32 protein-coding genes and 2 pseudogenes are annotated in these 26366 nt (G+C 62.3%); 21 read left to right on the top strand and 13 right to left on the bottom strand.

What is annotated here, in order from left to right; genetic code table 11:
- Positions 1–35: 35 nt before the first annotated feature.
- The 3 genes from MOV63_RS19880 (at position 36) to MOV63_RS19870 (ending at position 2674) form a co-directional block, all read left to right on the top strand.
- Positions 36–1067 carry a class I fructose-bisphosphate aldolase gene (locus tag MOV63_RS19880; RefSeq protein WP_247036130.1) on the top strand — a complete coding sequence of 344 codons (1032 nt, stop codon included), beginning with the start codon at positions 36–38 and terminating at the stop codon, positions 1065–1067.
- A gap of 130 nt (positions 1068–1197) precedes the next feature.
- Complete coding sequence (locus MOV63_RS19875) at positions 1198–1644, top strand: hypothetical protein (protein ID WP_247036128.1); 447 nt, start codon at positions 1198–1200, stop codon at positions 1642–1644.
- Positions 1645–1756: 112 nt separating this feature from the next.
- A complete protein-coding gene (locus MOV63_RS19870) occupies positions 1757–2674 on the top strand; it encodes a PhzF family phenazine biosynthesis protein (RefSeq protein ID WP_247036126.1) in 918 nt (305 codons plus the stop codon).
- A 21-nt stretch (positions 2675–2695) separates the two neighbouring features.
- Here MOV63_RS19870 and MOV63_RS19865 read toward each other — a convergent pair whose 3' ends face one another.
- The gene (locus MOV63_RS19865) at positions 2696–2863 is read right to left on the bottom strand and encodes a hypothetical protein (protein WP_167551677.1); all 168 of its coding nucleotides are present in this window, start codon (positions 2861–2863) and stop codon (positions 2696–2698) included.
- Between the two features lie 189 nt (positions 2864–3052).
- Here MOV63_RS19865 and MOV63_RS19860 point away from each other — a divergent pair, with 189 nt between their 5' ends.
- The 3 genes from MOV63_RS19860 (at position 3053) to MOV63_RS19850 (ending at position 5517) form a co-directional block, all read left to right on the top strand.
- Positions 3053–4351, top strand: a complete 1299-nt coding sequence (locus MOV63_RS19860) for an MFS transporter (RefSeq protein WP_247036123.1) — start codon at positions 3053–3055, stop codon at positions 4349–4351.
- A complete protein-coding gene (locus MOV63_RS19855) occupies positions 4348–4539 on the top strand; it encodes a DUF1192 domain-containing protein (RefSeq protein ID WP_247036121.1) in 192 nt (63 codons plus the stop codon). The genes MOV63_RS19860 and MOV63_RS19855 overlap by 4 nt, the downstream gene beginning before the upstream one ends.
- A gap of 465 nt (positions 4540–5004) precedes the next feature.
- Positions 5005–5517 (top strand): DUF1465 family protein, encoded by a 513-nt coding sequence (locus tag MOV63_RS19850; RefSeq protein ID WP_038544967.1) that lies wholly within the window; start codon positions 5005–5007, stop codon positions 5515–5517.
- A gap of 68 nt (positions 5518–5585) precedes the next feature.
- Here the strand turns inward: MOV63_RS19850 and MOV63_RS19845 are convergent, their stop codons facing one another.
- Together MOV63_RS19845 and rpmE are read right to left on the bottom strand one after the other, a co-directional pair.
- Complete coding sequence (locus MOV63_RS19845; RefSeq protein ID WP_247036120.1) at positions 5586–6236, bottom strand: AAA family ATPase; 651 nt, start codon at positions 6234–6236, stop codon at positions 5586–5588.
- A gap of 85 nt (positions 6237–6321) precedes the next feature.
- Complete coding sequence (gene rpmE / locus MOV63_RS19840) at positions 6322–6543, bottom strand: 50S ribosomal protein L31 (protein ID WP_007775493.1); 222 nt, start codon at positions 6541–6543, stop codon at positions 6322–6324.
- 187 nt (positions 6544–6730) lie between these two features.
- On the opposite strand from rpmE, the gene MOV63_RS19835 reads away from it, so the two are divergent.
- Both MOV63_RS19835 and MOV63_RS19830 read left to right on the top strand, forming a co-directional pair.
- A complete protein-coding gene (locus tag MOV63_RS19835) occupies positions 6731–8527 on the top strand; it encodes an ABC transporter transmembrane domain-containing protein (protein ID WP_247036118.1) in 1797 nt (598 codons plus the stop codon).
- A 119-nt stretch (positions 8528–8646) separates the two neighbouring features.
- Positions 8647–9930: a glucoamylase family protein gene (locus tag MOV63_RS19830; RefSeq protein WP_247036116.1), complete on the top strand. Its 1284-nt coding sequence runs from the start codon at positions 8647–8649 to the stop codon at positions 9928–9930.
- Here MOV63_RS19830 and MOV63_RS19825 read toward each other — a convergent pair.
- From MOV63_RS19825 to MOV63_RS19810, 4 genes are all read right to left on the bottom strand, one after another.
- Positions 9914–10132 (bottom strand): hypothetical protein, encoded by a 219-nt coding sequence (locus tag MOV63_RS19825; protein ID WP_247036114.1) that lies wholly within the window; start codon positions 10130–10132, stop codon positions 9914–9916. The two genes, MOV63_RS19830 and MOV63_RS19825, sit on opposite strands and share 17 nt — an antisense overlap.
- Positions 10133–10193: 61 nt before the next feature.
- Positions 10194–11225: a peptidoglycan -binding protein gene (locus MOV63_RS19820; protein WP_247036111.1), complete on the bottom strand. Its 1032-nt coding sequence runs from the start codon at positions 11223–11225 to the stop codon at positions 10194–10196.
- A gap of 3 nt (positions 11226–11228) precedes the next feature.
- Complete coding sequence (locus tag MOV63_RS19815) at positions 11229–12281, bottom strand: flagellar motor protein MotA (RefSeq protein ID WP_247036109.1); 1053 nt, start codon at positions 12279–12281, stop codon at positions 11229–11231.
- Positions 12282–12417: 136 nt separating this feature from the next.
- Positions 12418–13218 carry an inositol monophosphatase family protein gene (locus tag MOV63_RS19810; RefSeq protein WP_247036107.1) on the bottom strand — a complete coding sequence of 267 codons (801 nt, stop codon included), beginning with the start codon at positions 13216–13218 and terminating at the stop codon, positions 12418–12420.
- A gap of 198 nt (positions 13219–13416) precedes the next feature.
- Between MOV63_RS19810 and MOV63_RS19805 the strand changes: the two genes are divergently transcribed.
- Positions 13417–13752: a hypothetical protein gene (locus tag MOV63_RS19805; protein ID WP_247036106.1), complete on the top strand. Its 336-nt coding sequence runs from the start codon at positions 13417–13419 to the stop codon at positions 13750–13752.
- Positions 13753–13862: 110 nt separating this feature from the next.
- Here MOV63_RS19805 and MOV63_RS19800 read toward each other — a convergent pair whose 3' ends face one another.
- Together MOV63_RS19800 and MOV63_RS19795 are read right to left on the bottom strand one after the other, a co-directional pair.
- On the bottom strand, positions 13863–15008 hold the full coding sequence (locus MOV63_RS19800) for a tetratricopeptide repeat protein (protein WP_405029356.1): 1146 nt from the start codon (positions 15006–15008) through the stop codon (positions 13863–13865).
- The gene (locus MOV63_RS19795) at positions 15008–15661 is read right to left on the bottom strand and encodes a thiamine phosphate synthase (RefSeq protein ID WP_247036103.1); all 654 of its coding nucleotides are present in this window, start codon (positions 15659–15661) and stop codon (positions 15008–15010) included. The genes MOV63_RS19800 and MOV63_RS19795 overlap by 1 nt, the downstream gene beginning before the upstream one ends.
- A 117-nt stretch (positions 15662–15778) precedes the next feature.
- Here MOV63_RS19795 and MOV63_RS19790 point away from each other — a divergent pair, with 117 nt between their 5' ends.
- Positions 15779–16549 (top strand): sulfite exporter TauE/SafE family protein, encoded by a 771-nt coding sequence (locus MOV63_RS19790; protein WP_247036100.1) that lies wholly within the window; start codon positions 15779–15781, stop codon positions 16547–16549.
- Positions 16550–16662: 113 nt separating this feature from the next.
- Positions 16663–16923: a helix-turn-helix transcriptional regulator gene (locus tag MOV63_RS19785; protein ID WP_038544997.1), complete on the top strand. Its 261-nt coding sequence runs from the start codon at positions 16663–16665 to the stop codon at positions 16921–16923.
- A 152-nt stretch (positions 16924–17075) separates the two neighbouring features.
- Here MOV63_RS19785 and MOV63_RS19780 read toward each other — a convergent pair whose 3' ends face one another.
- Positions 17076–17252: a YdcH family protein gene (locus MOV63_RS19780; protein WP_038544999.1), complete on the bottom strand. Its 177-nt coding sequence runs from the start codon at positions 17250–17252 to the stop codon at positions 17076–17078.
- A gap of 230 nt (positions 17253–17482) precedes the next feature.
- On the opposite strand from MOV63_RS19780, the gene MOV63_RS19775 reads away from it, so the two are divergent.
- From MOV63_RS19775 to MOV63_RS19745, 7 genes are all read left to right on the top strand, one after another.
- Positions 17483–17686, top strand: a complete 204-nt coding sequence (locus MOV63_RS19775) for a YdcH family protein (protein WP_038545001.1) — start codon at positions 17483–17485, stop codon at positions 17684–17686.
- Between the two features lie 10 nt (positions 17687–17696).
- Positions 17697–18194, top strand: coding sequence for a 5-(carboxyamino)imidazole ribonucleotide mutase (gene purE / locus MOV63_RS19770; RefSeq protein ID WP_007757842.1), 498 nt, complete (start codon positions 17697–17699; stop codon positions 18192–18194).
- Positions 18191–19270, top strand: coding sequence for a 5-(carboxyamino)imidazole ribonucleotide synthase (locus MOV63_RS19765; protein WP_247036098.1), 1080 nt, complete (start codon positions 18191–18193; stop codon positions 19268–19270). Before purE ends, MOV63_RS19765 begins: the two co-directional genes overlap by 4 nt.
- A 123-nt stretch (positions 19271–19393) precedes the next feature.
- The gene (ykgO, locus tag MOV63_RS19760) at positions 19394–19519 is read left to right on the top strand and encodes a type B 50S ribosomal protein L36 (RefSeq protein WP_007607121.1); all 126 of its coding nucleotides are present in this window, start codon (positions 19394–19396) and stop codon (positions 19517–19519) included.
- 100 nt (positions 19520–19619) lie between these two features.
- Entirely contained in the window at positions 19620–20240 is a 621-nt protein-coding gene (locus MOV63_RS19755) for a hypothetical protein (RefSeq protein ID WP_038545008.1), read from the top strand.
- Positions 20241–20259: 19 nt separating this feature from the next.
- A complete protein-coding gene (locus tag MOV63_RS19750; RefSeq protein WP_247036096.1) occupies positions 20260–21300 on the top strand; it encodes an alpha/beta fold hydrolase in 1041 nt (346 codons plus the stop codon).
- Positions 21301–21374: 74 nt separating this feature from the next.
- The gene (locus tag MOV63_RS19745; RefSeq protein ID WP_247036094.1) at positions 21375–22118 is read left to right on the top strand and encodes a hypothetical protein; all 744 of its coding nucleotides are present in this window, start codon (positions 21375–21377) and stop codon (positions 22116–22118) included.
- A 69-nt stretch (positions 22119–22187) separates the two neighbouring features.
- On the opposite strand, the gene pyk is transcribed toward MOV63_RS19745, so the two are convergent.
- Positions 22188–23627 (bottom strand): pyruvate kinase, encoded by a 1440-nt coding sequence (gene pyk / locus MOV63_RS19740; protein WP_038545015.1) that lies wholly within the window; start codon positions 23625–23627, stop codon positions 22188–22190.
- Positions 23627–24019: pseudogene (locus tag MOV63_RS19735) on the bottom strand (DUF1036 domain-containing protein); the annotation flags it as partial. The gene pyk and the pseudogene MOV63_RS19735, both read right to left, overlap by 1 nt.
- A 290-nt stretch (positions 24020–24309) precedes the next feature.
- Between MOV63_RS19735 and MOV63_RS19730 the strand changes: the two are divergent.
- The 3 genes from MOV63_RS19730 (at position 24310) to MOV63_RS19720 (ending at position 25808) form a co-directional block, all read left to right on the top strand.
- Entirely contained in the window at positions 24310–25101 is a 792-nt protein-coding gene (locus MOV63_RS19730) for an N-formylglutamate amidohydrolase (RefSeq protein WP_247036092.1), read from the top strand.
- A gap of 24 nt (positions 25102–25125) precedes the next feature.
- Positions 25126–25449, top strand: a complete 324-nt coding sequence (locus tag MOV63_RS19725) for a DUF1244 domain-containing protein (RefSeq protein ID WP_046601579.1) — start codon at positions 25126–25128, stop codon at positions 25447–25449.
- A gap of 86 nt (positions 25450–25535) precedes the next feature.
- On the top strand, positions 25536–25808 hold the full coding sequence (locus MOV63_RS19720) for a DUF2312 domain-containing protein (protein ID WP_007752220.1): 273 nt from the start codon (positions 25536–25538) through the stop codon (positions 25806–25808).
- A gap of 89 nt (positions 25809–25897) precedes the next feature.
- On the opposite strand, the pseudogene MOV63_RS19715 reads toward MOV63_RS19720, so the two are convergent.
- Positions 25898–26366, bottom strand: a pseudogene (locus MOV63_RS19715) (hypothetical protein); the annotation flags it as partial.

Genomic DNA, 26366 nt, shown 5'->3' with positions numbered 1-26366 from the left:
TTATCCGCATTTCATGAGCTTTGGGAGAACCGAAAATGACTGAACGTCTTGAAGACATCGCCGTGAAGATGGTCGCCGACGGCAAGGGCCTCCTGGCCGCCGACGAATCGACCTCCACCATCAAGAAGCGCTTCGACAGCATCAATCTCGAATCGACCGAAACAAGCCGCCGCGACTACCGGGAAATGCTGTTCCGCTCCGACGACGCCATGAAGAAGTGCATCTCGGGCGTCATCCTCTACGAGGAAACCCTCTACCAGAAGGCCGCTGACGGCACCCCTTTTGTCGATATCATCAAGGCCGCCGGGTCGATCCCGGGTATCAAGGTCGATACCGGCGCCAAGCCGATGGCCGCGTTCCCGGGCGAAACCATCACCGAGGGTCTCGACGGACTCGGCGAGCGGCTCGCCAAATATTATGAAGCCGGTGCCCGTTTCGCCAAATGGCGCGGCGTGATCGCCATCTCCACCGAGCAGACGCTGCCGACCTGGGGCTCGATCAAGGCCAATTCGCAGGCGCTCGCCCGCTACGCAGCGCTCTGCCAGCAGGCCGGCATCGTACCGATCGTCGAGCCGGAAGTGCTGATGGATGGCGAACCGGCGACCCACAGCATCGATACCTGCGCCGAAGTGACCGAATGGGTCCTGCGCACCGTCTTCGCCGACCTCTATGACGCCCGCGTCAAGCTCGAAGGCATGATCCTGAAGCCGAACATGATCATCGACGGCAAGAAAGCCCGCAAGGCCTCGGTCGAGGAAGTGGCCGAACGGACCGTCAAGGTTCTGAAGGCAACCGTTCCGCCCGCGGTTCCGGGCATCGCCTTCCTCTCCGGCGGTCAGTCGTCGGAAGAAGCGACCGCCCATCTTTCGGCGATGAACTCCGGCTACGACCTGCCCTGGGGGCTGACCTTTTCCTACGGCCGCGCCCTGCAGGACCAAGCCCTCAAGGCCTGGGGCGGCAAGTCCGAGAATGTCGCAGCCGGCCAGCGCGCCTTCACCCATCGCGCCGAGATGAACAGCCTCGCCGCCAAGGGAAGCTGGAAGAAGGATCTCGAAAAGGCTGCTTGAGGAGCGCCTTTTCAAGGAGGAGGAAGAAGGCCGCTTCGGCAACGGAGCGGCCTTTCTGTTGTGTCGCCACCTCAAATTCCAATTGAACCGAAAGGGCGAAGCGGCGTTCATTGCGTGAATGGAGGTTGCCATGATGGAAATGGAAACCAGGGTCCGCAGGCTTTTCGACGAGTACGGCCGGACCAGCAATGATGCCCTCAAGGATGCGGCGTCGGTGAATATCGCGGGCATCGCAGCGTTCTTCGCCGCCTATTTCGTCGGCTCGACACCGCAGGCTGTGTTCGGCGGAGCCAATGATGCGGCATTCCGCGAAGTGATCCCGCAGGGCTTTGCCCGATATCGCGAGGTCGGCGGCAAGCGGATGGACATAACCGGCGTGAAGATCACCTGCCTCAACGATCTTCATGCGCTTGCCGAAATCGGCTGGGATTTTTCCTACGTCAACAAGGCGGGTGAAGCCGGCAATGTTCGGTTCACCAACTTCTATCTGGTGACGATCGCCGACGGCACCCCCAGAATTTTCGCCTATATCACCGGCGACGAGGAGAAAGCGATGCGGGACCACGGCCTTGCCTGAACCGATGACGCTGGCCGGTTTCATTTCCGTGATGATGCCGATCAAAAACATTGGCTGGTCATGGCGGTTGATGAGGCTTTAAATCCGGCATCGCTCCCGGAGAATTTTCGCCATGCCGACCGCCGATTTCATCACCGTCGATGTTTTCACGAGCGAACGTTTCGCCGGCAATCCGCTCGCCGTGGTGCCGGATGCGCGTGGGCTCACCGACCGGCAGATGCAGAACATCGCCATCGAATTCGGTTACGCCGAAAGCACCTTTGTCCTGCCGCCGGAAAACCCTGAAAACAGCGCGCGGGTACGCATCTTCACCCCGACGATGGAAATTCCCTTTGCCGGCCACCCCAATGTCGGCACCGCCTATGTGCTTGGCCAGCGCGCCGACCTTTTCGGCAAGCCGGTCGCCGATACGCTCCGTTTCGAGGAGATTGCCGGCCTGGTCGAAGTCCGGTTGCTGCGTGAACCGACCGGCGTGATCGGCGCCACGATCCGCGCGCCGCGGCCGCTGGAAATCGGCTCGGAGATCGAGCCTGGCCTGATCGCCGGCTGCGTTTCGATCGATGCGAAACATGTGCGCACCACCGCCCACAAGCCGGTCTTCGCCTCGGTTGGCCTCGCCTTCGCGATCGCCGAACTAGACGGTCTCGAAGCACTTGCCGCCGCCCGGCCGAACATCACCGTCTTCCACGCGGCAGCAGCAAAGCACGAGGGTCCCGAAGGCGACTTCCCCATCTTCCTTTATGTCCGCAACCCGGAAAAGCACTGGAACTTCCGCGCCCGCATGTTCGCGCCGCTCGACAACATCATGGAGGATCCGGCGACCGGCAGCGCGTCTGCCGCCCTCTCCGCCTTCCTGGTGACGCGTGCGCCGGAGACGGATGCCAGGGTGCATCTGACGATTGAGCAGGGTGTCGAGATGGGCCGCCGCAGCATCATCGAACTCGATGTGGCGAAGGCAGCCGGAACCGTCACCGACGTCACCATCACCGGCCGCTGCGTGTCCGTCATGCGCGGCTCGATCGATGTCTAGAGCCTTTCCGGGTTAAAGGCTCTAGAGAGTCGTGAATTCGCGCAGGATCAGCGCAATGCTCCAGACAGCGAAGGCGACGACGGCGAGCCTCCAGAAATCGCTCCGGCGCCTTAAGCCTGGAAGATTGAGCGGCTTGATGATCTGCACGAGCATGGCGAGGATCAGAAGAACCGCGATTGGCTTTGTCATTTAAGCTTTGCCGATCTCATCCGCCACAGGCTGGACATTTTTGCGCTTCACCACAGATAGATGCGGAGGGATACGGGGAATAGATAGTCCGCTTCGCTTTCGTTAACGCCCGGTTCATTCGCATGCAACAATGCTTGCCTGCGGTCCCGTGATTGATCGCATTCGCGCAAAGAGCTGACAGTAGCAAAGATGAGACGAAACCTCCTTCCAATCCTCGCCCTCCTTTGCGGTACGCTTCTCCTTTTCCTCGGCAACGGCCTGCAGAGCCTGCTTCTGCCGGTGCGGGGCGCGCAGGAAGGTTATTCCAACGAAGTGCTCGGCCTGCTCGGCACTACATGGGCCTCCGGCTTCGTGATCGGCTGCTTCGTGGCGCCGAACGTGGTGCGCCGCATCGGCCACGTCCGCGCCTTTTCCGGCTTCCTGTCGCTGATCTGCCTGAACGTGCTGCTGACCGGGCTGATGGTCGACCAGAACACCTGGCTGGTCCTGCGCGCCATCACCGGTTTCTGCACCGCCGGCACCTCGATGATCATCGAAAGCTGGCTGAACGAGCGCGCCACCAGCGAAAGCCGCGGAACTATCTTTTCGTTCTATATCTCGATCACTCTTTTCGGCGTCGTCGGCGGCCAGTTGATGGTGCCGTTCGCGGATATTTCGACACCAACGCTGTTCATGATCTGCGGCATTTTCTACAGCCTCGCTGCTCTGCCCACCACTCTGTCCAAGGCCGCCTCGCCGCAACCGCTGAAACGCGCACGCCTGGATCTGCGCGGCCTCTTCCGCAATTCCCCGATCTCCTGCATCGGCATCCTGCTGATCGGCACCGCCAACGGCGCCTACGGCACGCTCGGCGCCGTCTTCGCCACTCGCGCCGGCCTCGACCAGGGCGCGGTGGCGGCGATGGTCAGCATCACCCTCTTTGCCGGTGCGATCATGCAGTTTCCGGCAGGCCGGCTGTCCGACAGGATGGACCGCCGCCACGTCCTTGCCGGCCTTTCGGCCGCGGCAGCACTGGCGGGCCTGGCGATCCTGGTCATCCACCCGACCGGCACCTATCAGATCGTCGTGCTGGTAGCGATCTACGGCGCCGCCGCCAACGCGCTCTATCCGATCGCGGTCGCGCATGCCAATGACTTTGCCGCTCCCGAGGACTTCGTAAAAGTCTCGGGCGGCCTGCTTCTGCTTTATGGGATCGGAACCATCATCGGCCCGACGCTCGGCGGCCCGGTAATGACCTGGGCGGGCCCGCATGCACTGTTTGCGGTGACGACCGGGGCGCATCTTCTGGTCGCCGCCTATGCTATCATTCGCAGCCGGCAGCGAGCGCCGGTTCCCATCGCCGAGCGCGACGCCTACACGACCGCACCGGCCTCGACCTCGCCGCTTGCCACGCCCGAGAGCCTGTCGCTCGACCCGCGCGCCAAGACCGGCGGTTCGACGCCGGAGAATGCCAGGCCAGACACGAATGCCGGAAAGGAGACGTCATGAGCATTATCGACGATGAACGGCCGAAGAAACCGACAACCCACGAACTCGGCTGCGACCTCTCCATGCTGTCCGTGGATGAACTCGAATCGCGAATCGGCCTGCTGAGGCAGGAGATCGACCGGATCGAGGCCGAGAAGGAGAAAAAGGCCGCAGGCCGGCGCGCGGCCGACAGTCTGTTCCGTTCCTGAACGCTGCCGCTCGCCAATTATTTTAAGTATTTCCCCTTAATGTTAAGACTATATTAAGCATCATCGAACAATATAAAAGCGTTCAGGCTTCCTGGACTCAGACAGTTTCACCATTCGGCGAATGGTCTGATTTCTCCCTGTTTTACCTTGAGAGCCGCCTTTCCGCGGCTCTTTTTTTTATGGCCGCGCCGGCCCGGCCCCGGCTCCTTGCCCTCGATACCGCGGAGGCAAGGGTTTCAACCGGCTTTCCCACAGAAACAAACTGTTGTATTGGACGCCAAAATGCGTCTCATTTCAGGAACATGGCGGCTGTTTACCACTTCTTGTGGGTATTAACCTTTCCTTAAGAAACGCCTTGCGGATTTCCATTATAAGTATCATGTTCAGATCAGTCAGAACGGCATGGGAACTTTTATCCGCCGTTGTCATTGCCTGAATGTGATTGCGTTGAGCAGGATGATTTCGATGTCCGAACAGGGATTGAATACCGTAAGTTTTGCAGGCCGTGCCGCTGCGTCTTCGCAGTTCAAGGCGCTCTACTCCGAAGGTATGTCGCTGGTCGAGGAGACCGCGAGCTATCTCGACGGTACGGGCCGCGCTGCTTCGAAGGTTCTGCCGCGCATGGCATCGGTTCTCTATGCGGCCGAGTCCATGCGGCTGACCACCCGCCTCATGCAGATGGCCTCCTGGCTGCTTCTGCAGCGCGCCGTCAACAATGGCGAGATGAGCCGCGAGCAGGTCATGTCGGAAAAGAGCAAGGTCCGTCTCGACGGCTTCAACGTCGACCGCAATGCCCCGGGCTGGCTCGACCTGCCGGAAGGTTTCCGTGACCTCGTCGAGCGTTCGTTGCGCCTCCAGAACCGGGTCGCCATTCTCGATCGCGAGATCTACCGCCCGGCCGACCCCGCCGTTCTCCCGGACAACGAAAACAGCGTCCGCGCCCAGCTCAGCCTGCTGCGCACCGCCTTCGGCAACTGATTGCCGTCGCGCTATTTGATAGGATCAAACGAAGGGCCGACGCCAAGCGTAGGCCCTTTTCATTTCTGTCAACGCCTTCGAATGTTCGGGTCCATCTCGGCACGCTCCACTGCCTCGATGACGGCATCGAGCGCATCGGCCGTGAGGTGGCTCCGCTGTGCCGCCGCTTTCAGCCAATCATGTTTATCGGTTGGCATCGGCAGAAGGCTCTCCGCATAGGCATCGATCTCGTCCCGGCTCGTCAGCCGCGCCTTCTGGCTTGAGAAGCTTTCATAAAGCTTCAGATGACCCTCGAATGAATTCCAATTGTTCTTTCGGGTTCTGTATTCCGACACCCATTTGACCAGCCCGTCGAATGACGCCTGGCTCTCGCCGCCCTGGATGCCGCGGCGCATGATATTCTCCACGCACTCGTCTTCACTCAGATCAAGCCAGATCAACGTCGTTGTCCTCGGCAGGGCGATGCCGACGTAGAGGCCGTAGACGCCTTCGATCAGCCAGGCTTCACCCGCTGCGATCGACCGGACATCCTCGTGCACGACGGCCCGGTCGCGCGCAATTCCGTAGCGACCCGGCTCCCAATGCACGTCGTCGAGGTGAACGAGCGGCAGGCCAAGCGGCTCTGCCAGCCTTAGCGCCAGCCAGGTCTTGCCGGACCCGCCATTCCCCGTGATCACGATCCGGCGGGATGTGGCCGGAATATCGGATTGTTCTTGCAACGGCTCCTCCTCCGCCAGAACACCGCGAAACGAAAAAAGCCCGGCTTCCGCCAGGCTCTTCGTAACTCTACCGTCAAGAAGCGTATTAGAGGCCGAGGCCGCCGAAACGCTTGTTGAACTTGGAAACGCGGCCGCCGCGGTCCAGCATCTGCTGGTTGCCGCCCGTCCAAGCCGGATGGGACTTGGGGTCGATTTCCAGGTTCATGGTTGCACCTTCCGAACCCCAGGTAGAGCGGGTTTCGTACTCGGTGCCGTCGGTCATGACCACTTTGATCACGTGATACTGCGGATGGATGCCAGCCTTCATGTCGATATTCCTGCTCTGCGAGGTCCATTTGTCGCAATTGCGAGCGAGAGGCCTCTTTAATAAATGAAGCCGCAGACCGGTCTGGTCACGGCTTCCCAATTCGATGCGGAGCCTATACAGGAAGGTCGTCGGAAGTACAAGTACCCGCAAGGCCGAGAAATGAGCCTTTCAGGCCTATGGAGATGACGTGGCAGACGCCCGAGAAAACCAGCCGAGAGGCAAAGCCTTAAGACCGCTCGCAAGGCTCCTTCCCTATCTTGCCCGGTATCGTTCGATGGTCGCCGCGGCAATCGTTTTCCTGGCGCTCGCCGCAGCTACGACGCTCGCTCTGCCGCTCGCCGTGCGCCGCATGGTCGACCACGGTTTTGCCTCGTCCGACGGCCATTTCATCAACAACTATTTCGGCATGCTGCTGGCCTTGGCGGCCCTCCTCGCCGTCGCCAGCGCCATGCGCTACTATTACGTCATCACCATAGGCGAACGGGTCGTCGCCGACCTGCGCCGCGAGGTTTTCTCGCATGTGACGTCGCTGTCGCCGTCCTTCTTCGACGTCAACCAGTCCGGCGAGATCGTCTCGCGGTTGACCGCCGACACGACACAGATCAAGTCCGCCTTCGGCTCCTCCGCCTCGCAGGCTCTGCGCAACACCATCCTCTGTCTCGGCGCGATGGGAATGATGATCTATACCAGCCCGCGCCTCTCTGCGCTGGTGCTCGGCGCCATCCCGCTGATCGTCTTTCCGCTGGTCGGTTTCGGCCGCTCGGTCAGAAAACGCTCCCGCGCCGCCCAGGACACGCTTGCCCAGACTTCCGCCTTCGCATCCGAAGTGATCGGTGCCACCCGTACCGTACAGGCTTTCGGCGGCGAGGCGACCGCAAACGGCCGGTACGGCGGCACGGTGGAAAGCGCCTATGACGCCGCCCGCACCGCCATCAAGGCCCGCGCGCTTTTGACCGGCTTCGGCATCCTGCTTGTTTTCGGCAGCATCGTCGGCGTGCTCTGGTACGGCGCCCAGAGCGTGCTGGCCGGCACCATGACCGCCGGCACGCTCGGCCAGTTCGTGCTCTATTCGGTGATCGCCGCAAGTTCCCTCGGCCAACTCTCCGAAGTCTGGGGCGAGCTTTCCGCAGCCGGCGGCGCCGCCGAGCGCCTGACCGAACTGCTACAGGAAGTCCCGGCCATTCGCGACACTGAGAACCCCATCGCACTCCCCTCCCCGCCGCGTGGCGAAGTCGAGTTCGAGGCGGTCTCCTTCGCCTACCCCGCCCGCGTCAGCGCCATCACATTGAATTCCCTGTCCTTCAAGGTGAACTCCGGCGAGACGGTTGCAATCGTCGGGCCGTCCGGCGCCGGCAAGAGCACGATCTTCTCGCTGCTGCTGCGCTTTTATGATCCCTCCGCCGGGTCGGTGAAGCTCGACGGCATCGACCTGCGCCAGGCAAGGCTCGCCGAACTGCGTTCCCGCCTCGCCATCGTGCCCCAGGACGTGACCATCTTCGCCGCCTCCATCCATGACAACATCGCCTTCAGCGCTCCGGATGCCAGCCGCGAGGCGGTCCGCGCCGCGGCAAAAGCCGCCCAGGCAGATGAGTTCATCTCGCGGCTCGACAACGGCTACGACACCATGGCCGGCGAGCGCGGCATCACCCTTTCCGGCGGCCAGCGCCAGCGCATCGCCATCGCCCGTGCCATCCTCAAGGACGCACCGGTCCTGCTGCTCGATGAGGCGACATCGGCACTCGATGCGGAAAGTGAAACGCTGGTCCAGAAAGCGCTTGACGGGCTGATGGAGAACCGCACCACGCTGGTCATCGCCCATCGGCTGGCAACAGTTCTCAAAGCCGACCGCATCCTCGTGCTGGAAGACGGGCGGATCGTCGAGGAAGGCACCCATCAAAGCCTGATCACCGAGGGTGGCCTCTATGCCAAGCTCGCACGGCTGCAGTTCCACGACATCGAACGGCAGAGCGCCACGGCGCTCTGATCCTTCACGCCAACGTGTTTCACTTGGCTTAAGCTGGAAGTGAACCGGGCGCGCCGAGTGCCTACCTGCTGTAGAACCGCTAGTATCGCAGATACCATTGCCGCCAGAAGCTTGAGATCATGAATTTCAGTCAATTGCCGCCCAGCCCATCCCTCGACGATTGCCTCGACAAGATACAGTCCCAAACCTTTCGCTTCTTCTGGGACGGGGCTCATCCCGAATCGGGGCTGCCGTTCGACAAGTGCTTCGTTTCGGGCGCGCCTTCTCCCGGTATCGTATCGGTCAGCGGCGTCGGCTTTGGGGTCCTCGCCATCATCGTCGCCTGCGAACGCCAGTGGATCACCCGTTCGCAGGCACTGGCACGCATATCGACCATCATCGATCATCTGAGGCACTCCCCAACTTTCCGCGGGGCATTCGCGCATTTCATCGACGGCTCGACGAACGACGTCATCCGCTTCTCCGGACGGGACGACGGCGGCGACCTCGTCGAAACGACGCTGCTGATGCAGGGCCTGATCTGCGCGCGGGAATATTTCGCCGGTGGGACCGCTCGGGAAGAGAAATTGCGGACAGATATCACGCGACTGTTCGACGAGGTGGAATGGAACTGGTTCACCCGCGGCAAGGATGAAGCCCTCTACTGGCACTGGAGCCCGAACTACGGCTGGGCCATGAACCTGCCGATCCGCGGCTGGAACGAGGCCTTGTCCTGTTATGTCCTGGCGGCCGGCTCCAATACCCATCCGATCAAGCCGGAGAGTTACCATGCCGGCTGGGCCCGGTCTGGCGCCATGCGCAACGGCGAGACCTATCTTGGGACGGAACTTCCGCTTGGCGAGCCCTATGGTGGTCCGCTCTTCATCTCGCATTATTCGTTCTGCACGCTGGACCCGAGAGGCCTGAGCGACCGCTATTGCAGCGACTACCACAGCCAGGCCGTGGCCCATACGCGCATCAACCACGATTATTGCCTGGCCGTGCCCGATTACGCGAATGCCGGCGTCTGGGGCCTCAGCGCATCCGACGGACCGCAAGGGTATGGCGCCCATTCGCCGACATTCGACCGCGGCGTCATCGCCCCGACCGCCGCCCTGTCCAGTTTCCCCTTCCTGCCCGCCGAGGCAGAAAGCGCCATGCGCGCATTGCTTCGGTATGGCGATGGCAAGCTGCTCGGCGCATTCGGCTTTGTCGACGCCTTCGTGCCGAAGACAGACTGGGTGGCCGGCACATACCTTGCCATCGACCAGGGTCCGATCATCGCGATGGTCGAAAATTATCGATCCGGCCTGCTGTGGCGGCTGTTCATGAACGCGCCCGAGGTGCGTCGCGGTCTGGAGCGGCTGGGGTTCACGTCGACCACCCATTCCATCGCAGCGGAAATACCTAGTCCAGGCGCCTGAACGTCCACTTCACCACATAGTCGCCGTTGCGCTTGATCTTGGTCTTGGTCCGCACCTCGACCGGCCCGCCGAGAGCCGCCTCGGCCTCTTCGAACGCCTGGCGCGCCTCGGCCATCGCCTTGTGATAGACGCTGTTGTCGCGTTTCGGGCTTTCCGCGACCTCCTTCAGAAGGACGCTCATATCCGGCTTGTCTTCGGCCATCAGTTGTTCTTTCCCATCGCGTCAGGCGTGGCGACTTCCATCGATACGAAAATGGCCAAATTTACCGCTCGGTGAGCTTCAGCTCGATGCGACGGTTCTGGGAGCGGGCGTCGGGTGTGTCGCCTTGGGCGAGCGGCTGGAACTCGCCGAAACCGGCAGCAACGAGCCGGTTGGCTGGCACGCCCTTGGAGATCAGGTATTTGACCACCGACGTGGCACGGGCCGAGGAAAGCTCCCAGTTGTCGCGATAACGGCCAGTGCCGGTAAGCGGCGAATTGTCGGTGTGACCATCGACGCGCAGCACCCAGTTGATCTCGGCCGGTATCTCCTTGGCAAGGTCGAGCAGCGCCGCCGCAAGCTTGTCCATCTCGACCCGGCCGGCCGGATCGAGTTCGTTGCCGCCGACCGGAAAGAGCACTTCCGACTGGAACACGAAACGGTCGCCGACGATGCGGATGTTCTCGCGGTCCGACAGGATCTCCCGCAGCCGACCGAAGAAGTCGGAGCGGTAGCGGTTCAGTTCCTGGACGCGCTGCGCCAGCGCGACGTTGAGGCGCCGGCCAAGATCGGAGATCTGTGCCTGCGACGAGGCATCCTTTGCTTCCGAGGCCTGCAGCGCCTGCTCGACTGCCGCGATCTGGGCCCTCAGCGCGGCGATCTGCTGGTTGAGCAGCTCGACCTGGCTTGCCGCGCGGGCACTCAACTGTTGCTCCTGGTTGAGCTGGTTAGTGAGGTCGCCGATGCGGGCATTGGCGGCGCTGCTATTGCCGGTGCCCTGGCTCAGAAGCTGCTGCAGACGCGAGCGGTCTGCCTCGGCCGTGGCAAGCGACGACTGCAGGTTGGCAAGCTGGTCCTCGACATCCTGGTTATTGCCTTTTTCGAGCGCCAGCAGCTCCGTCAGCTCGGCGATCTGGCTGTTCAGCCGGTTCAGCACCTCGTCCCGGCCGGTGATTTCGCGGCTGAGCAGGAACTGCGCCAGCACGAATACCGTGAGCAGGAACATGATGGCGAGCAGCAGCGTGGACAGCGCATCCACGAAACCCGGCCAATAGTCGACGCCCCGCTCCCGGCGGCGGCTCTTGCCAAGCGCCATCGCTTACTTCCCCCCGATCTTGTCGGAAAGCCGGTCGAGCGTGCGGCGCAAGGCCTTCGATTCCTCCTGCTGCGCCTCGATCCAGTCGCGCAGCATCTGTTGTTCGTTGCGCATGTTCTTGACGAGGCCCTGGATGCCTTCGGCAAGATTGGCCATGGCCGACAGCGACCGCTCGTTCTGATGGGCGTCGACAGGACCCTTGGTCTGGGCGGATGCGAGCGCGCGCAGCTGTTCCGTCAGCGCCCTCAAATCTTCCGAGGAACCGCTCGCGAGGGTTTCGGCGACGACCGGCGGCATGTCCGATCCGAGGTCGGTCACCGAAGAGAGCCAGTTTTCGAGTTCCGTGTAGAAGCGATTCTGGGCGCGGCCGGCCTGCAGGTCGAGGAAGCCCAGGATCAGTGATCCGGAAAGGCCGAGCAGCGAGGACGAGAACGCCGTGCCCATGCCGGCGAGCGGTTGGGCGAGGCCGCTCTTGATGGCGGCCAGCACGTCGTTGGAACTGCCGGAACTCGGATCGAGCGCTCCGATCACATTGCTGATCGAGCCGATGGTTTGGATAAGGCCCCAGAACGTGCCGAGAAGGCCGAGAAAGACGAGCAGGCCGATGAGATAGCGTGACGTGTCACGTGATTCGTCGAGGCGCGTGCCAATCGTGTCGAGGATGGAGCGGAAGGCATTGGTCGAAAGCGCCATCTTGCGGCGGCTGCCGATCAGGGTGCGCATCGGCGCCAGCAGCCGCGGTTCGCGGCCGACCTTGTCGGCGCTACCGGCGGCGCGAAAGGAATTGAACCAGCGCACTTCCGGCATCAGAGCGATCACCTGGTTGAAGACCAGGATCACGCCGATCAGGAGAACGCCCAGAATGAGGCCGTTCAGGCCCGGATTGGTCTGGAAGGCATGCGCAGCCTGGCGGTAGAGGATCGACGCGACGAAACCGACGATGATCAGGAAGATCAGCATCGTCCACAGGAACGATGCTGGATTGGACAGTTTATAGGCATAACCGCCGCGGTTCGTTTCAGACGCGTCCAAATCGTCCACTGTCGCATTCGCCATAATAAGCCTTCGCCTCCGGTAGTCTGCCGGCCCGGAGGCTAGTTGAAAAATGCGACGAATTGAAGTGCAGAAGCTTAGGAAAACAGTCAGCTATTCAGTACTGCAGCGCTAAGCCGGGCGGTGGCGCAAAAATGCCTCAGCGGGTCGGAATGGGCCGGTTGACCACGTCGATCAGCGCCTTCTGGATCAGCTCGTTGCCGGCCACGACATTGCCGCTGCCGAAGATATCGGTCGTGCCCTTCATGTCGGAGACGAACCCGCCGGCCTCGCGGATGAGGATCAGGCCGGCCGCCATGTCCCACGGCGAAAGCTCGGTTTCCCAGAAACCGTCGAGCCTGCCGGCGGCGACATAGGCAAGGTCGAGAGCCGCCGCGCCGAAGCGGCGCATGCCGGCCACTTCGCCCATGACGTGGCGCAGTTCGACGAGGAACTTGCCGTGATTGCCACGGCCGAGATGCGGCATGCCGCAGCCGATCACGCAATCGGACAGCACCCGGCGGGCAGCGACCCGGATGCGGCGATCGTTCATGAAGGCGCCGCCGCCCTTTTCGGCGGTGAACAGCTCGTCCGTCGCCGGGTTGAACACGACGCCGGCAACCACTTCGCCGTTACGCTCGAGCGCAACGGAGACTGCGAACTGCGGGATGCCGTGCAGGAAGTTGGTGGTGCCGTCGAGCGGATCGACGATCCAGCGGTGCGCGCCGTCGGTGCCCTTCAGCTCCTCGCTTTCCTCGCCGAGGAAACCGTAGGTCGGACGCGATTTCAGCAGCTCGTCGCGGACGATCTTTTCCGCCTTCAGATCCGCCTGAGACACGAAATCACTGGGGCCCTTCACCGAAACCTGCAGGTTCTGCACCTCGCCGAAATCCCTGGAGAGCGACTTGCCTGCCTTGAGGGCAGCCTGAACCATGACGTTGAGAAGGGCGGAGCGGGCCATGCGGGAAATCCTTGGGGGTTGTCCCGACTTGTCGTCTGGACGGGACGGCGTTTTATGAGCGATTTTTTGATTGGCGGCTTCAAGACCATAAAACAGCACGAAATTCAAGTCGTCCGCCGAAACGCGGGCATTGCCGCCGCTGACCGCGTCTGCAAAACTGGGTCCATCTTGTCCCGGCTGTATCACGGAGGAAGCAGGATGAAGGCTACGCTGCCGCTGACCTTGAGCCTCGCGCTGCTTGCCACCATGGCCGCGGCATCGCTCGCAGCCTGGTTCATGATAACGCCAGGTGCAGACCTTGCCGTGCATTTCCGCCTCGACGGCACACCCGACCGTTATGCACCGGCCCCCTTCGCGCTGTCGATCATCCCGGCCGCCGCACTCGTCTCGACGGCGATCTTTGCGCTGACCCGACGCTTCGACCGCAGGGCTGCCGATAAGCCGGTACTCTATATGGCCCTCTGGATCTTCGTGATTGTCGTTTTGGCGGGAGGTCACGCGATGATCGTCGGCCACGCTTTGTCGGCGAATTGATCGGGCCGGCTATTTGCCGCACTGTCTCCCGGCGCTTCGCTTTGGCTCAGCGCGTTCGGCCCTGCAATCGATTCACTGGATCGATTGCTCCGGCTTTGCCGGAGCAGGCCTCACCCACGCCGGAACTTGTTCGCCGCGTCGATCGCCTGGCGCTGAGTTTCCTCGTTGATCCCGAGATAGAAGTCTTCAAGCTCAGGGTCCTGCAGGCCGGCGCGGCGTGACAACACGTACCATTTTGCCGCCTCGACCGGATTGGGCCGGGTGCCGAGCGCGTTGATATAGAGATGGGCGAGCTTGTTCTGGGCCACGACATTGCCGCGATGGGCCGCGATCCGTAGCCATTCGAAACCCTTTTCGTAGTTGCGCTCTCCAGCGATGCCGTTGACCATCCAGAGGCCCATGTCGAGCTGCGCGGTGTCGAAACCGGCATCTGCGGCACGCTCCAGCCATTCGCGGGCCCGCGCCTTCTTTTCCGTCGGCAGGTCCTTCAGCGCTACATAGACTTGCGCCACAGCATATTGGCTATCGGCAACGCCTTGCCTTGCGGATTTTTCGTAGAAGGGCAGTGCCAGACGCAGGCCTTTGTCGCCGGGATTTTCGGAAACCAGGATCTGCGCCCAGTTGAACTGCGCCGAGGCATTGCCGGCCTCTGCCGCCTTGCGCATGAAATCGTCGGCTTGCCGCTTGTCGCGTGGCACATCCCGGCCGGTCATCAGCAGCAGCGCATACTGGAACATCGCCGCCGGGTCCCCGCCCTCCGCCGCCTTCTGATACCAGTATGCCGCCGTCTTCGCATCCCGCTTGATGCCGAGACCCTTGGTCATCATTTCCGCGACCAGGGTCTGGGCCGCAGCATCGCCGGCCCCGGCCCGGGTCAGCGCCTTGTCGAGCGCCGTCACATACATTCCGCGCTGGTAGGCCCCGTAGGCATCGTCCACAGTGCCGGTATAGGCTTTTTCAGGCGGCGCGGGCGGCAGGGCTGCACCCATCCGCTGGTAGAGTTCGACGCCGCCCGAGGGAATGATCCCGCTCGGCTGGCCATCTGGCTCCTTGGTTCCCTTTGCTGAGCCCGGAACCGGCTGGATCTCGACCCGACCCTTTTTCATCGGCTGGAAATTGGGCTCCACCGGCCGGGTCACGGCCCTGGAATTCGCCTGCGCCAGCGCAAGGCAAGGCATTGCCGCCGAAGCGATGAACGTCGCCAGCAGCCCTTTGAGAATCACGCGGGAAAGGCGGTTCGACGGCATGGGCTCCATCAAGCCCCAAACCGTGGCGCTTTTTCGTCCAGAATTGCGTTGACTTCGGCGACCGCGGCGCCGGGGCCCTGGGGGTTGGAAAATACCGCTTCCCTGAGCGCCACGAACTCCGCGCCGGTCTCCGCGACGGCAAGCGCCGAGGAGGTATCGGTGCCGCCCATGACGATGCAGGGAATCTCGATCATCGATGCCCACCATTCGCCGAGCGCGAGGTTTTTCGGATGTGCTTCCGGCTTGATATCACCGTCGAGCTTGCCGAAGAAGATATAGTCGGGACGATGTTCGCCGATCGCAAGCGCCTGATGCCGGTCGCCCGCCCCGCCGGTGCCAACGATCATCTTCGGCACGAATTTCTCGATCGCTTCCCCCAGCTCGGTGAGGTCTCCGCCAAGATGCAGGCCATCCGCCTTGATGCGCCCGGCCACTCGGCTGTCCCCGGAGATCAGCGCGGCAGCACCCGCCGCCTGGATCAGTTCGACCAGTGCCTCCGCGCGCTTCTGGAAGGCCTGGTCGTCGAGGCCATATTGCGGCACGATCACCGAGGCGACATCGCCGCCGGCAAGCGCTGCTTCGAGATCCTTGGCCTGCTGATCGGCATCGTCATATTGCGGCACGATCAGCACCAAGCGGCAGCGGTCTTCCTGTCCGGTCATGTTTCTTCCCGTTCGGCGGATCGGTTTATGAAATCCGCACTCGTTTTCTGTCCGCAAATTCGATAGACCGGACCGCCTGCCGGATCAACCATTCCCTCATCACCCGCCTGAGTCTTCATGCCCGATACGCTTAGCTTCGCGTTCTTCACCTTCGCCATCCCCGCCGTTCTGCTTGTCGGCCTCTCGAAAGGAGGCATTGGCGGCGCCATCGGGTTGCTCGGCGTGCCGCTGATGTCGCTCGCCGTGGACCCGGTCAAGGCGGCGGCGATCTTCCTGCCGATCCTGATCGTCATGGACATCGTCGCATTATGGTCCTGGCGGAACTTCAACGATCCCAGAACGCTGCTGATGATCCTGCCCGGCGGCATCATCGGCATCGCGCTCGGCTGGGCGACCTCGGCCTATGTCTCCGACAATGCGCTGCGCCTCGTCATCGCCGCGGCGACGCTCCTGTTTACTGTGCGTTATTTCTGGCAGGTCTACGGTCCTCGCTCCAACCGGCCGGCGGCTCCCCTGCCGCACCGCCCGGCCGCCGCCACGTTCTGGGGCGCCTTGTCCGGTTACGCGAGCTTCGTCGCCCATGCCGGCGGACCGCCTTTCCAGATCTACGTCCTGCCGATGCGGCTCGATCCGAAATCCTACACCGGCGCCAGCATCCGCTTCTTTGCGATCGTCAACGCCGTCAAGGTCATCCCTTATTTCCTGCTGGGCGCGCTCGACGCGGAGAACCTCACCATATCCGCGACGCTACTGCCGGTGGCTCTGATCGCGACCATGCTCGGCGCGGCCATCGTCAAGCATCTGAAGGCGGAGACCTTCTATCCGATGACTTACGGTCTGGCATTCTGTGCGGGATTGAAACTGCTGTGGGACGGCCTGCCGTTCTGATCCGGCAATGCAGGCGCGGCGTCGCTAAAAAGCAACGCAAAATAAGGCAATCCATATTGTTGCGATGCACAATAAATCTTGCCGTCACCGGGCGTTTACCGTAAGTTCAACGCATGACAACCGTTGACCCCTTTGCAGCCATAGCTGATCCTAACCGGCGGTATCTGCTGGAGGAATTGCGGCGCGCCCCAAAAACCGTAAACGAACTTGCGCAGGGCCTGCCAATCAGCCGGCCCGCGGTGTCGCAGCACTTGAAGGCGCTTCTGGACAGCAATCTGGTGAATGTGACGGCGGAAGGCACGCGGCGCATCTATTCCGTCAACAGCAAGGGCTTCGACAGGCTGAACCTGTGGCTCGATCAGTTCTGGTCGTGACGACCGGGGCTTTTTAATCTCTTTGGATTTTGTGGTCCCCTGCACCGCGACCAGAACCTTGTCATTGATATTTCTGGATTATTTTGCCGCTTTGATTATGTGCCTCTAACTGATGAAACAATGGGCGAGCGGCGGGTTCTTCTACTGAGGAACTAATGACGCGTGGATGCCTTTATGCGCTGCATTTGGTCCTTGATGCGCAGCTTACGCCGCTTGAGATCGGCTATTTCACGGTCGTCGGCGGAGGGTGACGCGAGAATTGCCTGGAGCTCCTCCTCCAAAGCACCATGCTTCTTTTCAAGCGATGCGATATGAGCCTGGACGGTCATGTGGCATGTTCCTTCCTTAGTACCTACCACGGCATTCCCTAATGCCGAGGCTTCAGGTTTACGAAGGAAGTGTGACACGATCGGCTGGCTTTGTCGAAGGTGAAATCATGGTTTCAAGGAGGCAAATTCGTGACCTTGTCTAACTTCCCGTTAACGCGGTTTGGTGGTAGAGGCTTGCGGAGAATGCCGGCGACCGCTGAAATGCCGGGCGTGAGAATGGGGACTGGAATATGGCAGATCAGGAACAGGCGGATGTCCGGCTGGTGCTCGCGAAACTTCGACAGGAACACGAGGATTACGACGCCGCCATCAATGCCATGATCCAGGTCGGCTGCGACGCTCTTCGCGTGCAGCGCATGAAGAAGAAGAAACTGTCGCTGAAAGACAAGATGACTCAGCTCGAAGACCAGCTTGTTCCGGACATCATCGCGTAAGGGTCCCGCCATGTCTGAAAGACCTGCCGTCGCCATCATCATGGGTAGCCAGTCCGACTGGGAGACCATGAAGAACGCCGCCGATACGCTGGAAGCGCTCGATATCGGCTACGAGGCCCGTATCATCTCGGCGCACCGCACGCCGGAGCGGATGATGCAGTTCGCCAAGGGCGCCCGCGCCGAAGGGTTCCAGGTCATCATCGCCGGTGCCGGCGGTGCGGCACACCTGCCCGGCATGACCGCCGCCATGACGCCGCTGCCGGTTTTCGGCGTGCCGGTTCAGTCGAAGGCACTGTCCGGCCAGGACAGCCTGCTGTCGATCGTCCAGATGCCGGCCGGCATTCCGGTCGGCACTCTCGCCATCGGCCGGGCCGGCGCCATTAACGCCGCCCTTCTGGCAGCCGCGGTTCTCGCCCTCAACGATGACGAGATTGCCGACCGGCTCGACGAATGGCGCGCCCGCCAGAGTGCAGCCGTTGCCGACTACCCAATCGACGAGGCTCCATGACTGTCCACACGATCGGCATCATCGGCGGCGGCCAGCTCGGCCGCATGCTGGCCATGGCCGCAGCCCGGCTGAACTTCCGCACGATCGTCCTCGAACCGCAGGCCGACTGCCCGGCAGCCCAGGTCGCCAATGCCCAGATCACTGCCGCCTATGACGATCCGGCAGCGCTTGCCGAACTCGCCAGCCGCTGCGACGTCGTCACCTACGAATTCGAAAACGTGCCGGTCACCGCCGCCGAGGCGCTGCAGCGCTCGGTGCCGGTCTATCCACCGGCCAAGGCACTCGACATCTCCCAGGACCGGCTGACCGAAAAGCGCTTCCTGAATTCCTGCGGCATCGAGACCGCCCGATTCCATGCCGTCGACAGCCAGTCCGACCTCGAAAAGGCGCTCGCCGATTTCGGCGGCCAGGGCGTCCTGAAGACCCGCCGGATGGGTTATGACGGCAAGGGCCAGCGCGTCTTCCGCTCCGCCGAGGACAAACCGTCCGGCGCCTTCGATGCGCTCGGCGGCGTGCCGCTGATTCTGGAAAGTTTCGTGCCCTTCGAGCGCGAAGTGTCGATTATCGCCGCCCGAGCCAAGGACGGCACGGTCGCCTGCTACGATCCGGCTGAGAACATACACCGCGACGGCATTCTCCACACCTCCACCCTGCCCGCCAGGATCACCGAAGCGACGGCGAAGACCGCCCGCGAATCGGCCGAGAAGCTGCTCGCGGCGCTGGATTATGTGGGCGTCATCGGCATGGAGTTCTTCGTGACGGCGGATGGCACGCTGATCGCCAACGAGATCGCCCCGCGCGTCCACAATTCCGGCCACTGGACCGAAGCCGCCTGCGTCGTGTCGCAGTTCGAGCAGCATATCCGTGCTGTCGCAGGCTTGGCCCTCGGCAACCCCGTCCGCCATTCCGACTGCGTGATGACCAACCTCATCGGCGACGACATTCTGGACGTACCCGCCTGGCTCTCCCGCGATGAGGTTCTGGTCCATCTCTATGGCAAGACGGAATCCCGACCGGGCCGGAAAATGGGCCATGTGACCGAATTGAAGGGCCTGAAAACGTCGTCACAAGGTTGACATGCAGATTGGCTCGGGTTATCTGCACGCCCAACTGAGAGCGCGCCCCTCGAAGAATCTTGGCGGCGCGCTTTTGATTGATAGACATGCGGCTTCGCGCCCACAGACTGCTGGACCAGGAAAATGAAGATCAAGAACTCGCTTAAGGCGCTGAAGGCTCGTCACCGCGATAACCGTCTGGTTCGCCGCAAGGGCCGCGTTTACATCATCAACAAGATGAACCCGCGCTTCAAGGCTCGTCAGGGCTGATATCGGCGTTCGGTTCCGGTCTTTGACCGCAGCCGATCAAATTGTCGGTAACACGACAAATCGGGTTTGACCTTCGGCGCAGGCGGATTACCTTATCCGCATGCGCTATTTTCGTTTCAGTACCCTGATTCTCGCCGCGAGCCTTGCCGCTTCGTCCGCTCTCGCCCAGACCGCGACACCCAAGCCGCCCGCAGCCCCGCCTGCCGCCGCTCCCGTCGTTCCGGCCGTCGCCCAGAAACCGGGCCGGCCCGTGGATGCTTTGTTCGATGCCCTGAAGCGCGAACGCAATCCGGAAAAGGCACGCGGTATCGCTAGCCAGATCATCGCCGACTTGAACGATTCGGGCAGCGCCACCGTCAACCTGCTGATGCAGTGGTCTGCGACCGCCATCAAGGAAAAGCGCAATGCCGCGGCACTTGATTTCCTCGATCAGGTGACGGTCCTCGATCCCGCCTTCGCCGAGGGCTGGAACCGCCGCGCCACGCTGCATTACACGATGGGCGACGCCCGCAAATCCATGGCCGACATCGCCGAAGTGCTGAAGCGCGAGCCGCGCCATTTCGGAGCGCTTGCCGGCATGGCCGGTATCCTGACGGAAGCTGGCAAGGACGAGCTTGCGCTGAAGGCATGGCAGGATTATCTGGCCATCTACCCCGCCGACCGCGATGCCCAGGAAGTGGTCACCAAGCTTTCCGAAAAGCTCGCCGGCAACCGGACCTGAGCCCTACGGCAGCCCGTCGATGATGATCTTGCCCCTTGCCATCGCCGGCATTGTTGCCACCGCTTTCTGCTTCACCGCCTGGAAGGCGAAGGCGATCGAGATCGCGTTCCCGAACACCGGCGAACTGATCGATGTCGGCGGCTTTTCCATGAACTCGCTGCATATGCCGAAACCGGCAGGCGCCGACTTGCCGGCGATCGTCTTCATCCATGGCGCAAGCGGCAATTTCCGCGATCAGGAGGCGGCCTTCCGAGGGGCGCTCGAAGGCCGCGCCGAAATGCTCTTCGTCGACCGGCCGGGCCATGGTTATTCCGAACGCGGAGGTCCTGAAAACGGCTTCCCGGACGGCCAGGCGGCGGCGATCGCAAGGCTGATGGAAAAGCGCGGCATCGACAAAGCGATCATATCGGGCCATTCCTTCGGCGGTGCGATCGCCGCGAGCTTCGCCCTTTACCATCCGGAAAAGACCGCCGGCCTGCTCTTTCTGGCGCCTGCCACCCATCCCTGGCCCGGTCGGATCGACTGGTACTACAATCTCACCGCCCGCCCGGTTATCGGCCGATTGTTCAGCCATCTTCTCGCCCTGCCAGCCGGCCTCGTGGTGATGAAAACCGCCACTCGCTCGGTCTTTCACCCCAACCCCTCCCCCGAGACCTATCTTCGCGACGGGGCGCCGTATCTGGTCCTGCGCCCGAAAGTGTTTCGCAGCAATGCTATCGATGTCGCCAATCTCAACGGCTACGTCACGCGCGTCGCGCCGAGATACAGCGAGATAACCACACCAACGGTGATTATTACCGGCGACAGCGACGCGATCGTTGCGGAGGAAATCCACTCACGCGGGCTTGCCGATGATATCGCCGGCTCCGAACTCGTCTCGATCCGCAATCTCGGTCATAAGCCCGACTACGTGGCAACCGACGTGGTGATTGCCGCGATCGAAAAGCTTTCCGGCCTCCCCCGCGACCTGAAGGCCGCGGCCCGCATCGCGGAAGCACGGATCGCGCCGGCAGCGGAGGACTCGGCCCCGGAAATGGATCTCTCGATCGAAAAAACCTGAGCCCGGCTCCGATAAGCCAGCCCCAAGCAAGCTGCCCGTCCCAACGTCCGAGTAAACGGAATCGGAGAGACGAGATGGAAATCGGCAGCATTGGCAGGGACTATTCCGCACGGTCCGCAAAGCCGGATAGCGCGTCGACCGCGACGAACGCCGCACCGGCGTCGTCCGATCCCTCCAGCCCCAAGGACGCGCCTTACGATCGCCTCGTCCATCGCCTGACGTCGCTGAACCAGGCGACGGACGAGGCGGAAGAGCAGGCAAAGGCCCGCGCCAAACAGAAGCTCGACGACGCCAAGCAGCAACTCGAATTCATGCGGCGCTGGGGGTTCGATCCGGAAGTGGTCGCCAAGCAGGCGGCCCAGCTCGGCGTCATGGTCGCCGGCGCTGCACGAGAGTTCACCGAGGCGCTGACCGGAGCCGGCAACGGCGCCACATCCTCCGTTTCCGCCAATGCTCCGTCCGGAGCAGAGACGGCCGATCCTATGCTCGATGCGAGCGAGGAGGCTGCGGCCGCAGATACGACGGACGACGCGTCGGCGGAGGGCGACGAGCCGGTATCGTACGCCGAGCAGGCCTATCTCGAGGAGATGGACGAGACACCGCGGGAGGCGCCAAAACTGTCGCTGGACGACATCAAGACCGCGATGGAATTCAGCACGGTGGCCCGCCAGATCAAGGCACTTCTGGAAGAGGCCGCCCGCAGGCTGCGCGAACAGAACAGCACAGCCACCGTCCCCGGCACCCAGAACCTCGACGCCTCGGTCGACACGCTGACCGGCACGATCTCCGCCCTGCCAACGGTCGGCATCACCATCTGACCAATGGAAGTGCGCAATAAAAAACCGCCGGATCGCTCCGGCGGTTTTCGTTTGTCCGGGCCTAGCGCCTCAGATGCCGCTCTGGCCGTCCGAGCCGATATAGGCGATGCGCAGCATGTTGGTGGCGCCGGGCGTGCCGAGCGGCACGCCGGCCGAGATGATGATCCGGTCGCCGGGCTTGCCGAATCCTTCCGACACGACGATCCGGCAGGCACGGTTGACCATGTCGTCGAGATCAGTCGCGTCGCTGGTGACGACGCAATGCATGCCCCAGCCGACCGAAAGCCGCCGTGCCGTCTGGACGATCGGCGACAGCGCGATGATCGGCACCTGCGGGCGCTCGCGGGATGCGCGCAAGCCGGTCGTGCCCGACGAGGTGTAGGTGACGATAGCCGCCAGCTTCAAGGTTTCGGCGATCTGGCGAGCGGCCAGCGAAATGGCGTCGGCGCCGGTCGCTTCCGGTGTCGCACGCTGGGCATAGATGATGCTCGGATAGAGCGGATCCTGCTCGACCGTGCTGGCGATCGACGCCATCATCGAGACCGCCTCGACAGGATACTGGCCGGAGGCCGATTCGGCGGAAAGCATGATCGCATCGGCGCCTTCGAAAACGGCGATCGATACGTCTGACACTTCGGCGCGGGTCGGCACCGGGGCGGTGATCATCGATTCCAGCATCTGAGTGGCGACGACGACCGGCTTGCCGGCGCGCCGACACAAGCGAGTCAGCTGCTTCTGGATGCCCGGAACGGCCTCGATCGGCATTTCCACGCCGAGATCGCCGCGCGCCACCATGACCGCGTCGGAAAGCTCGATGATTTCGTCGATGCGCTCCAGCGCCTGGGGCTTTTCGATCTTCGACATGATGCCGACACGGCCGCGGGCGATCTTGCGCACTTCGGCAAGGTCGTCGGGACGCTGGACGAAGGAAAGCGCCACCCAGTCGACATCGTCGGTCGCCAGAACCGCATCGAGGTCGATGCGATCCTTTTCGGTCAGCGCGCCGACGCCGAGCAGGGTATCGGGCAGGCTGACGCCCTTGCGGTCGGAAATGCTGGTGCCGGCGACGACCTTGCAGACGATGCTCTTGCCGTCGGACTTCTCGGCCTTCAGCGCCAGCTTGCCGTCGTCGATCAGCAGGCGATGGCCCACTTTCACAGATTCGAGAATTTCCGGATGCGGCAGGAATACGCGGGTCTCGTCGCCGGGTTCGTCACGGCTGTCGAGCGTGAAGGTCTGTCCGGGGGTCAGCGTCACCTTGCCGGCCGCGAACTTGCCAACGCGCAGCTTCGGCCCCTGAAGGTCGGCGAGAATGCCGATCGGCCGGCCGCTGCGCTCTTCGACGGATCGGATGCGCTTGATCAGCGTGCGCATCAGGTCGTGGCTCGCATGGCTCATGTTGATGCGGAAGAGATCGGCCCCCGCTTCGTGCAGCTTCTGGATCATCTCCTCTTCGGACGAAGCGGGTCCGAGGGTGGCGAGGATCTTTACTTTGCGGTTGCGCCTCATCAGTTGTGGCCTTCTTGTGTGCCAGGCGTATCCGAAAGCTGGACCATCCAACTTCCCTGACGGCCCGTGTCATATTCCTTGAAGCCCATGCGCTGGAAGCCACGGGCAAAACAATCGTTGACGCCGACGATCTTGAACTCGTTCTCCGCAACGCACATGTTCACATTGCCGGTCCATCGGCCTCCTCGAGCTGCATCCTCGGCATAAAGATAGTAGTAGCGCGACTGCAGTTCGCCTTCGATCAGCGTTGCGCAGGTGGAGGCCGGAACCTGCCACCAGCCTTCCGTGGTCCAGCCTTCGGTGGCGCGGTAGCCAATCGCCACGCCAACGAGGTTCTGCGTGGCGTTGCAAACGCGGAAATCCGCATGCGCGGCAGTCGCCGCGAAAAGCGGAATACCGGAGGCGACCATGGCGGCAAGCGCCGGAGCGGAAACGAGGGAGCGAAGATAAGCTTTTGGGGATTTTTTCGACACGGTTTCCGTCAGGACTCCATGGTTATTCGTGAAGCACTTTCTTCGCGCGGCGGAGTCGGAAAGTCAACGTAACTCTAATCGATTAGTCCGTCTCACGACCTCAACCCATGCTGATCGCGATGCCAGCACGGCTTGCGTCGCGACTTTCCCCATGTCATCAACACCCGTCTCTCGACCCACCTTTCGCAACCACTTCATTTTCGACGGCGATGCAGGACTTCATTCCTTTCGAGATCATAGAAGGCGATTATGACAGCGGCATGGTGCTGCTCGCCGACCATGCGATGAACCGCCTGCCCGCTTCCCATGGCAGCCTCGGTCTTCCGGAGAGCGCCTTCCATCGCCATATCGCCTTCGACATCGGTGTCGAGGGGCTGACCCGCCAGCTGGCGGCGATGCTGAACGTGCCGGCCGTGCTCGGCTGTTTTTCCCGCCTGCTGATCGATCCGAACCGCGGCGAGGACGATCCGACCCTGATCATGAAGATTTCTGACGGGGCGATCATCCCCGGCAATCATCCGATCACGCAGGAAGAATGGGATTTCCGCCTCGATACCTATCACCGGCCCTATCACCGGGCCGTCGAGCGCACCATCGCCAAGGCAGGCGCCTCCGGCCGCGCGCCGCTCGTCCTGTCGCTGCATTCCTTCACCCCGTTCTGGAAGGGCGTCGTCCGCCCCTGGCACGCAGCTGTGCTCTGGGACAGCGACGATCGCGCCGTGACGCCCCTCCTGCACCTGCTTGGTGAACCCGGCGACATCGTCGTCGGCGACAACGAGCCCTATGACGGTGCGCTGAAAGGCGACACCATGTACCGGCACTGCATGGTGTCGGGAATTCCGCACGCGCTTCTCGAGGTCCGCCAGGACCTGATCGGCGACGAGACCGGCATCGCCGCCTGGGCGGAAAGGCTGGCGCCAGTCTTCAAGACGCTCAACGCCGACCCCACATTGCATGAATACAGGATCTTTCCCTCGCGCACCGGCCCCTATCCGGTCTGACGCGACGACACTCGGAGATGCGCCATGAGCGAACTCACGCCAATAGAATTGACCAGAGAACAGCAGACCGAATTCGAGGCCGCCGCCTTCCGCCGTCTCGTCCAGCACCTGCGCGAGCGTACCGACGTGCAGAACATCGACCTGATGAACCTCGCCGGCTTCTGCCGCAACTGTCTGTCGAACTGGTATCGCGATGCCGCCAACGGTGCCGGCATCGACCTCTCCAAGGACGCATCCCGCGAGATCGTCTACGGCATGTCCTATGAGGATTGGAAAAATCTGCACCAGGCGGAGGCCTCGGATGCACAAAAAGCCGCATTCGACGTGAACAAGCCCGTCCATGGCTGATCGATTTGCCGATTGCGCTTGACCTTGCGGCGGCTTTTCGGCAGTTGACGACCATTCATTGAAATCTACACGATCAGGAGGCCCCGATGTCTGATGCTCATGGCGTCGCCCGCGACCAGCTTCGCGCATTTATCGAGCGTATCGAACGACTGGAAGAAGAAAAGAAGACCATCGCCGACGACATCAAGGATGTCTACGGCGAAGCCAAGGGCATGGGCTACGACACCAAGATCATGAAGAAGGTCATCGCCCTTCGCAAGAAGGACGATCAGGAGCGCATGGAAGAGGATCTGATCCTCGATACTTACCTCCAGGCACTCGGCATGATCGAAGCCCCAGCCGACCAGGATGCCGCCTGATCTTTCGCAAGACATGCAGGCCAGGCACCAAGCATGAAAAAACCCGCCATTTCGGCGGGTTTTTTTATGGTCTTCGATCAATCCGGCGATCAGTTGTTCGGGCCGCTGAAACGGTTCGGGTCGATCGCTACCGTGGCGGCAACCGGCCTGAAGCCTCCACCGGAATAACCTGCCGAATATTCGTTGTTGAGGGTGCGGCTGACGACGCGCGGTGCCTTCATCGAGGCGGCCGCGCCGGCACGATTGTTGTTGAGGGCCCATTTCGCCAGAACGTCGCCCGTCAGCGGGCCGCCGCTTGCAGCCTGCGGCGCGGACGTACGGCCACCCTTTGCAGGGATCGGAAGCGCGCTTGTCGAAGCGGAGACCGGGCTGCGCGGCGTATCGAAACCATCGCCGAACTGCGCGCCCTTGTTGGAATGGATCACTTTCGGAGAAACCGACGCCGTTTCGACGGGCTTCTGGACCGGCATCGGAGCCGCCGCCATTGCCGCAGCAGGCTGGGCCGGTGCTGGCTGGGTCTGTGCTGGCTGGGTCGGAGCCGGCTGGGCCGAGGTAACC

It is taken from the genome of Neorhizobium sp. SHOUNA12A, from assembly GCF_023006505.1.
Lineage (GTDB): Bacteria > Pseudomonadota > Alphaproteobacteria > Rhizobiales > Rhizobiaceae > Neorhizobium.
The sequence above is the reverse complement of the archived record's forward strand: the minus strand, read 5'-3'. Positions and strand labels throughout refer to the sequence as shown.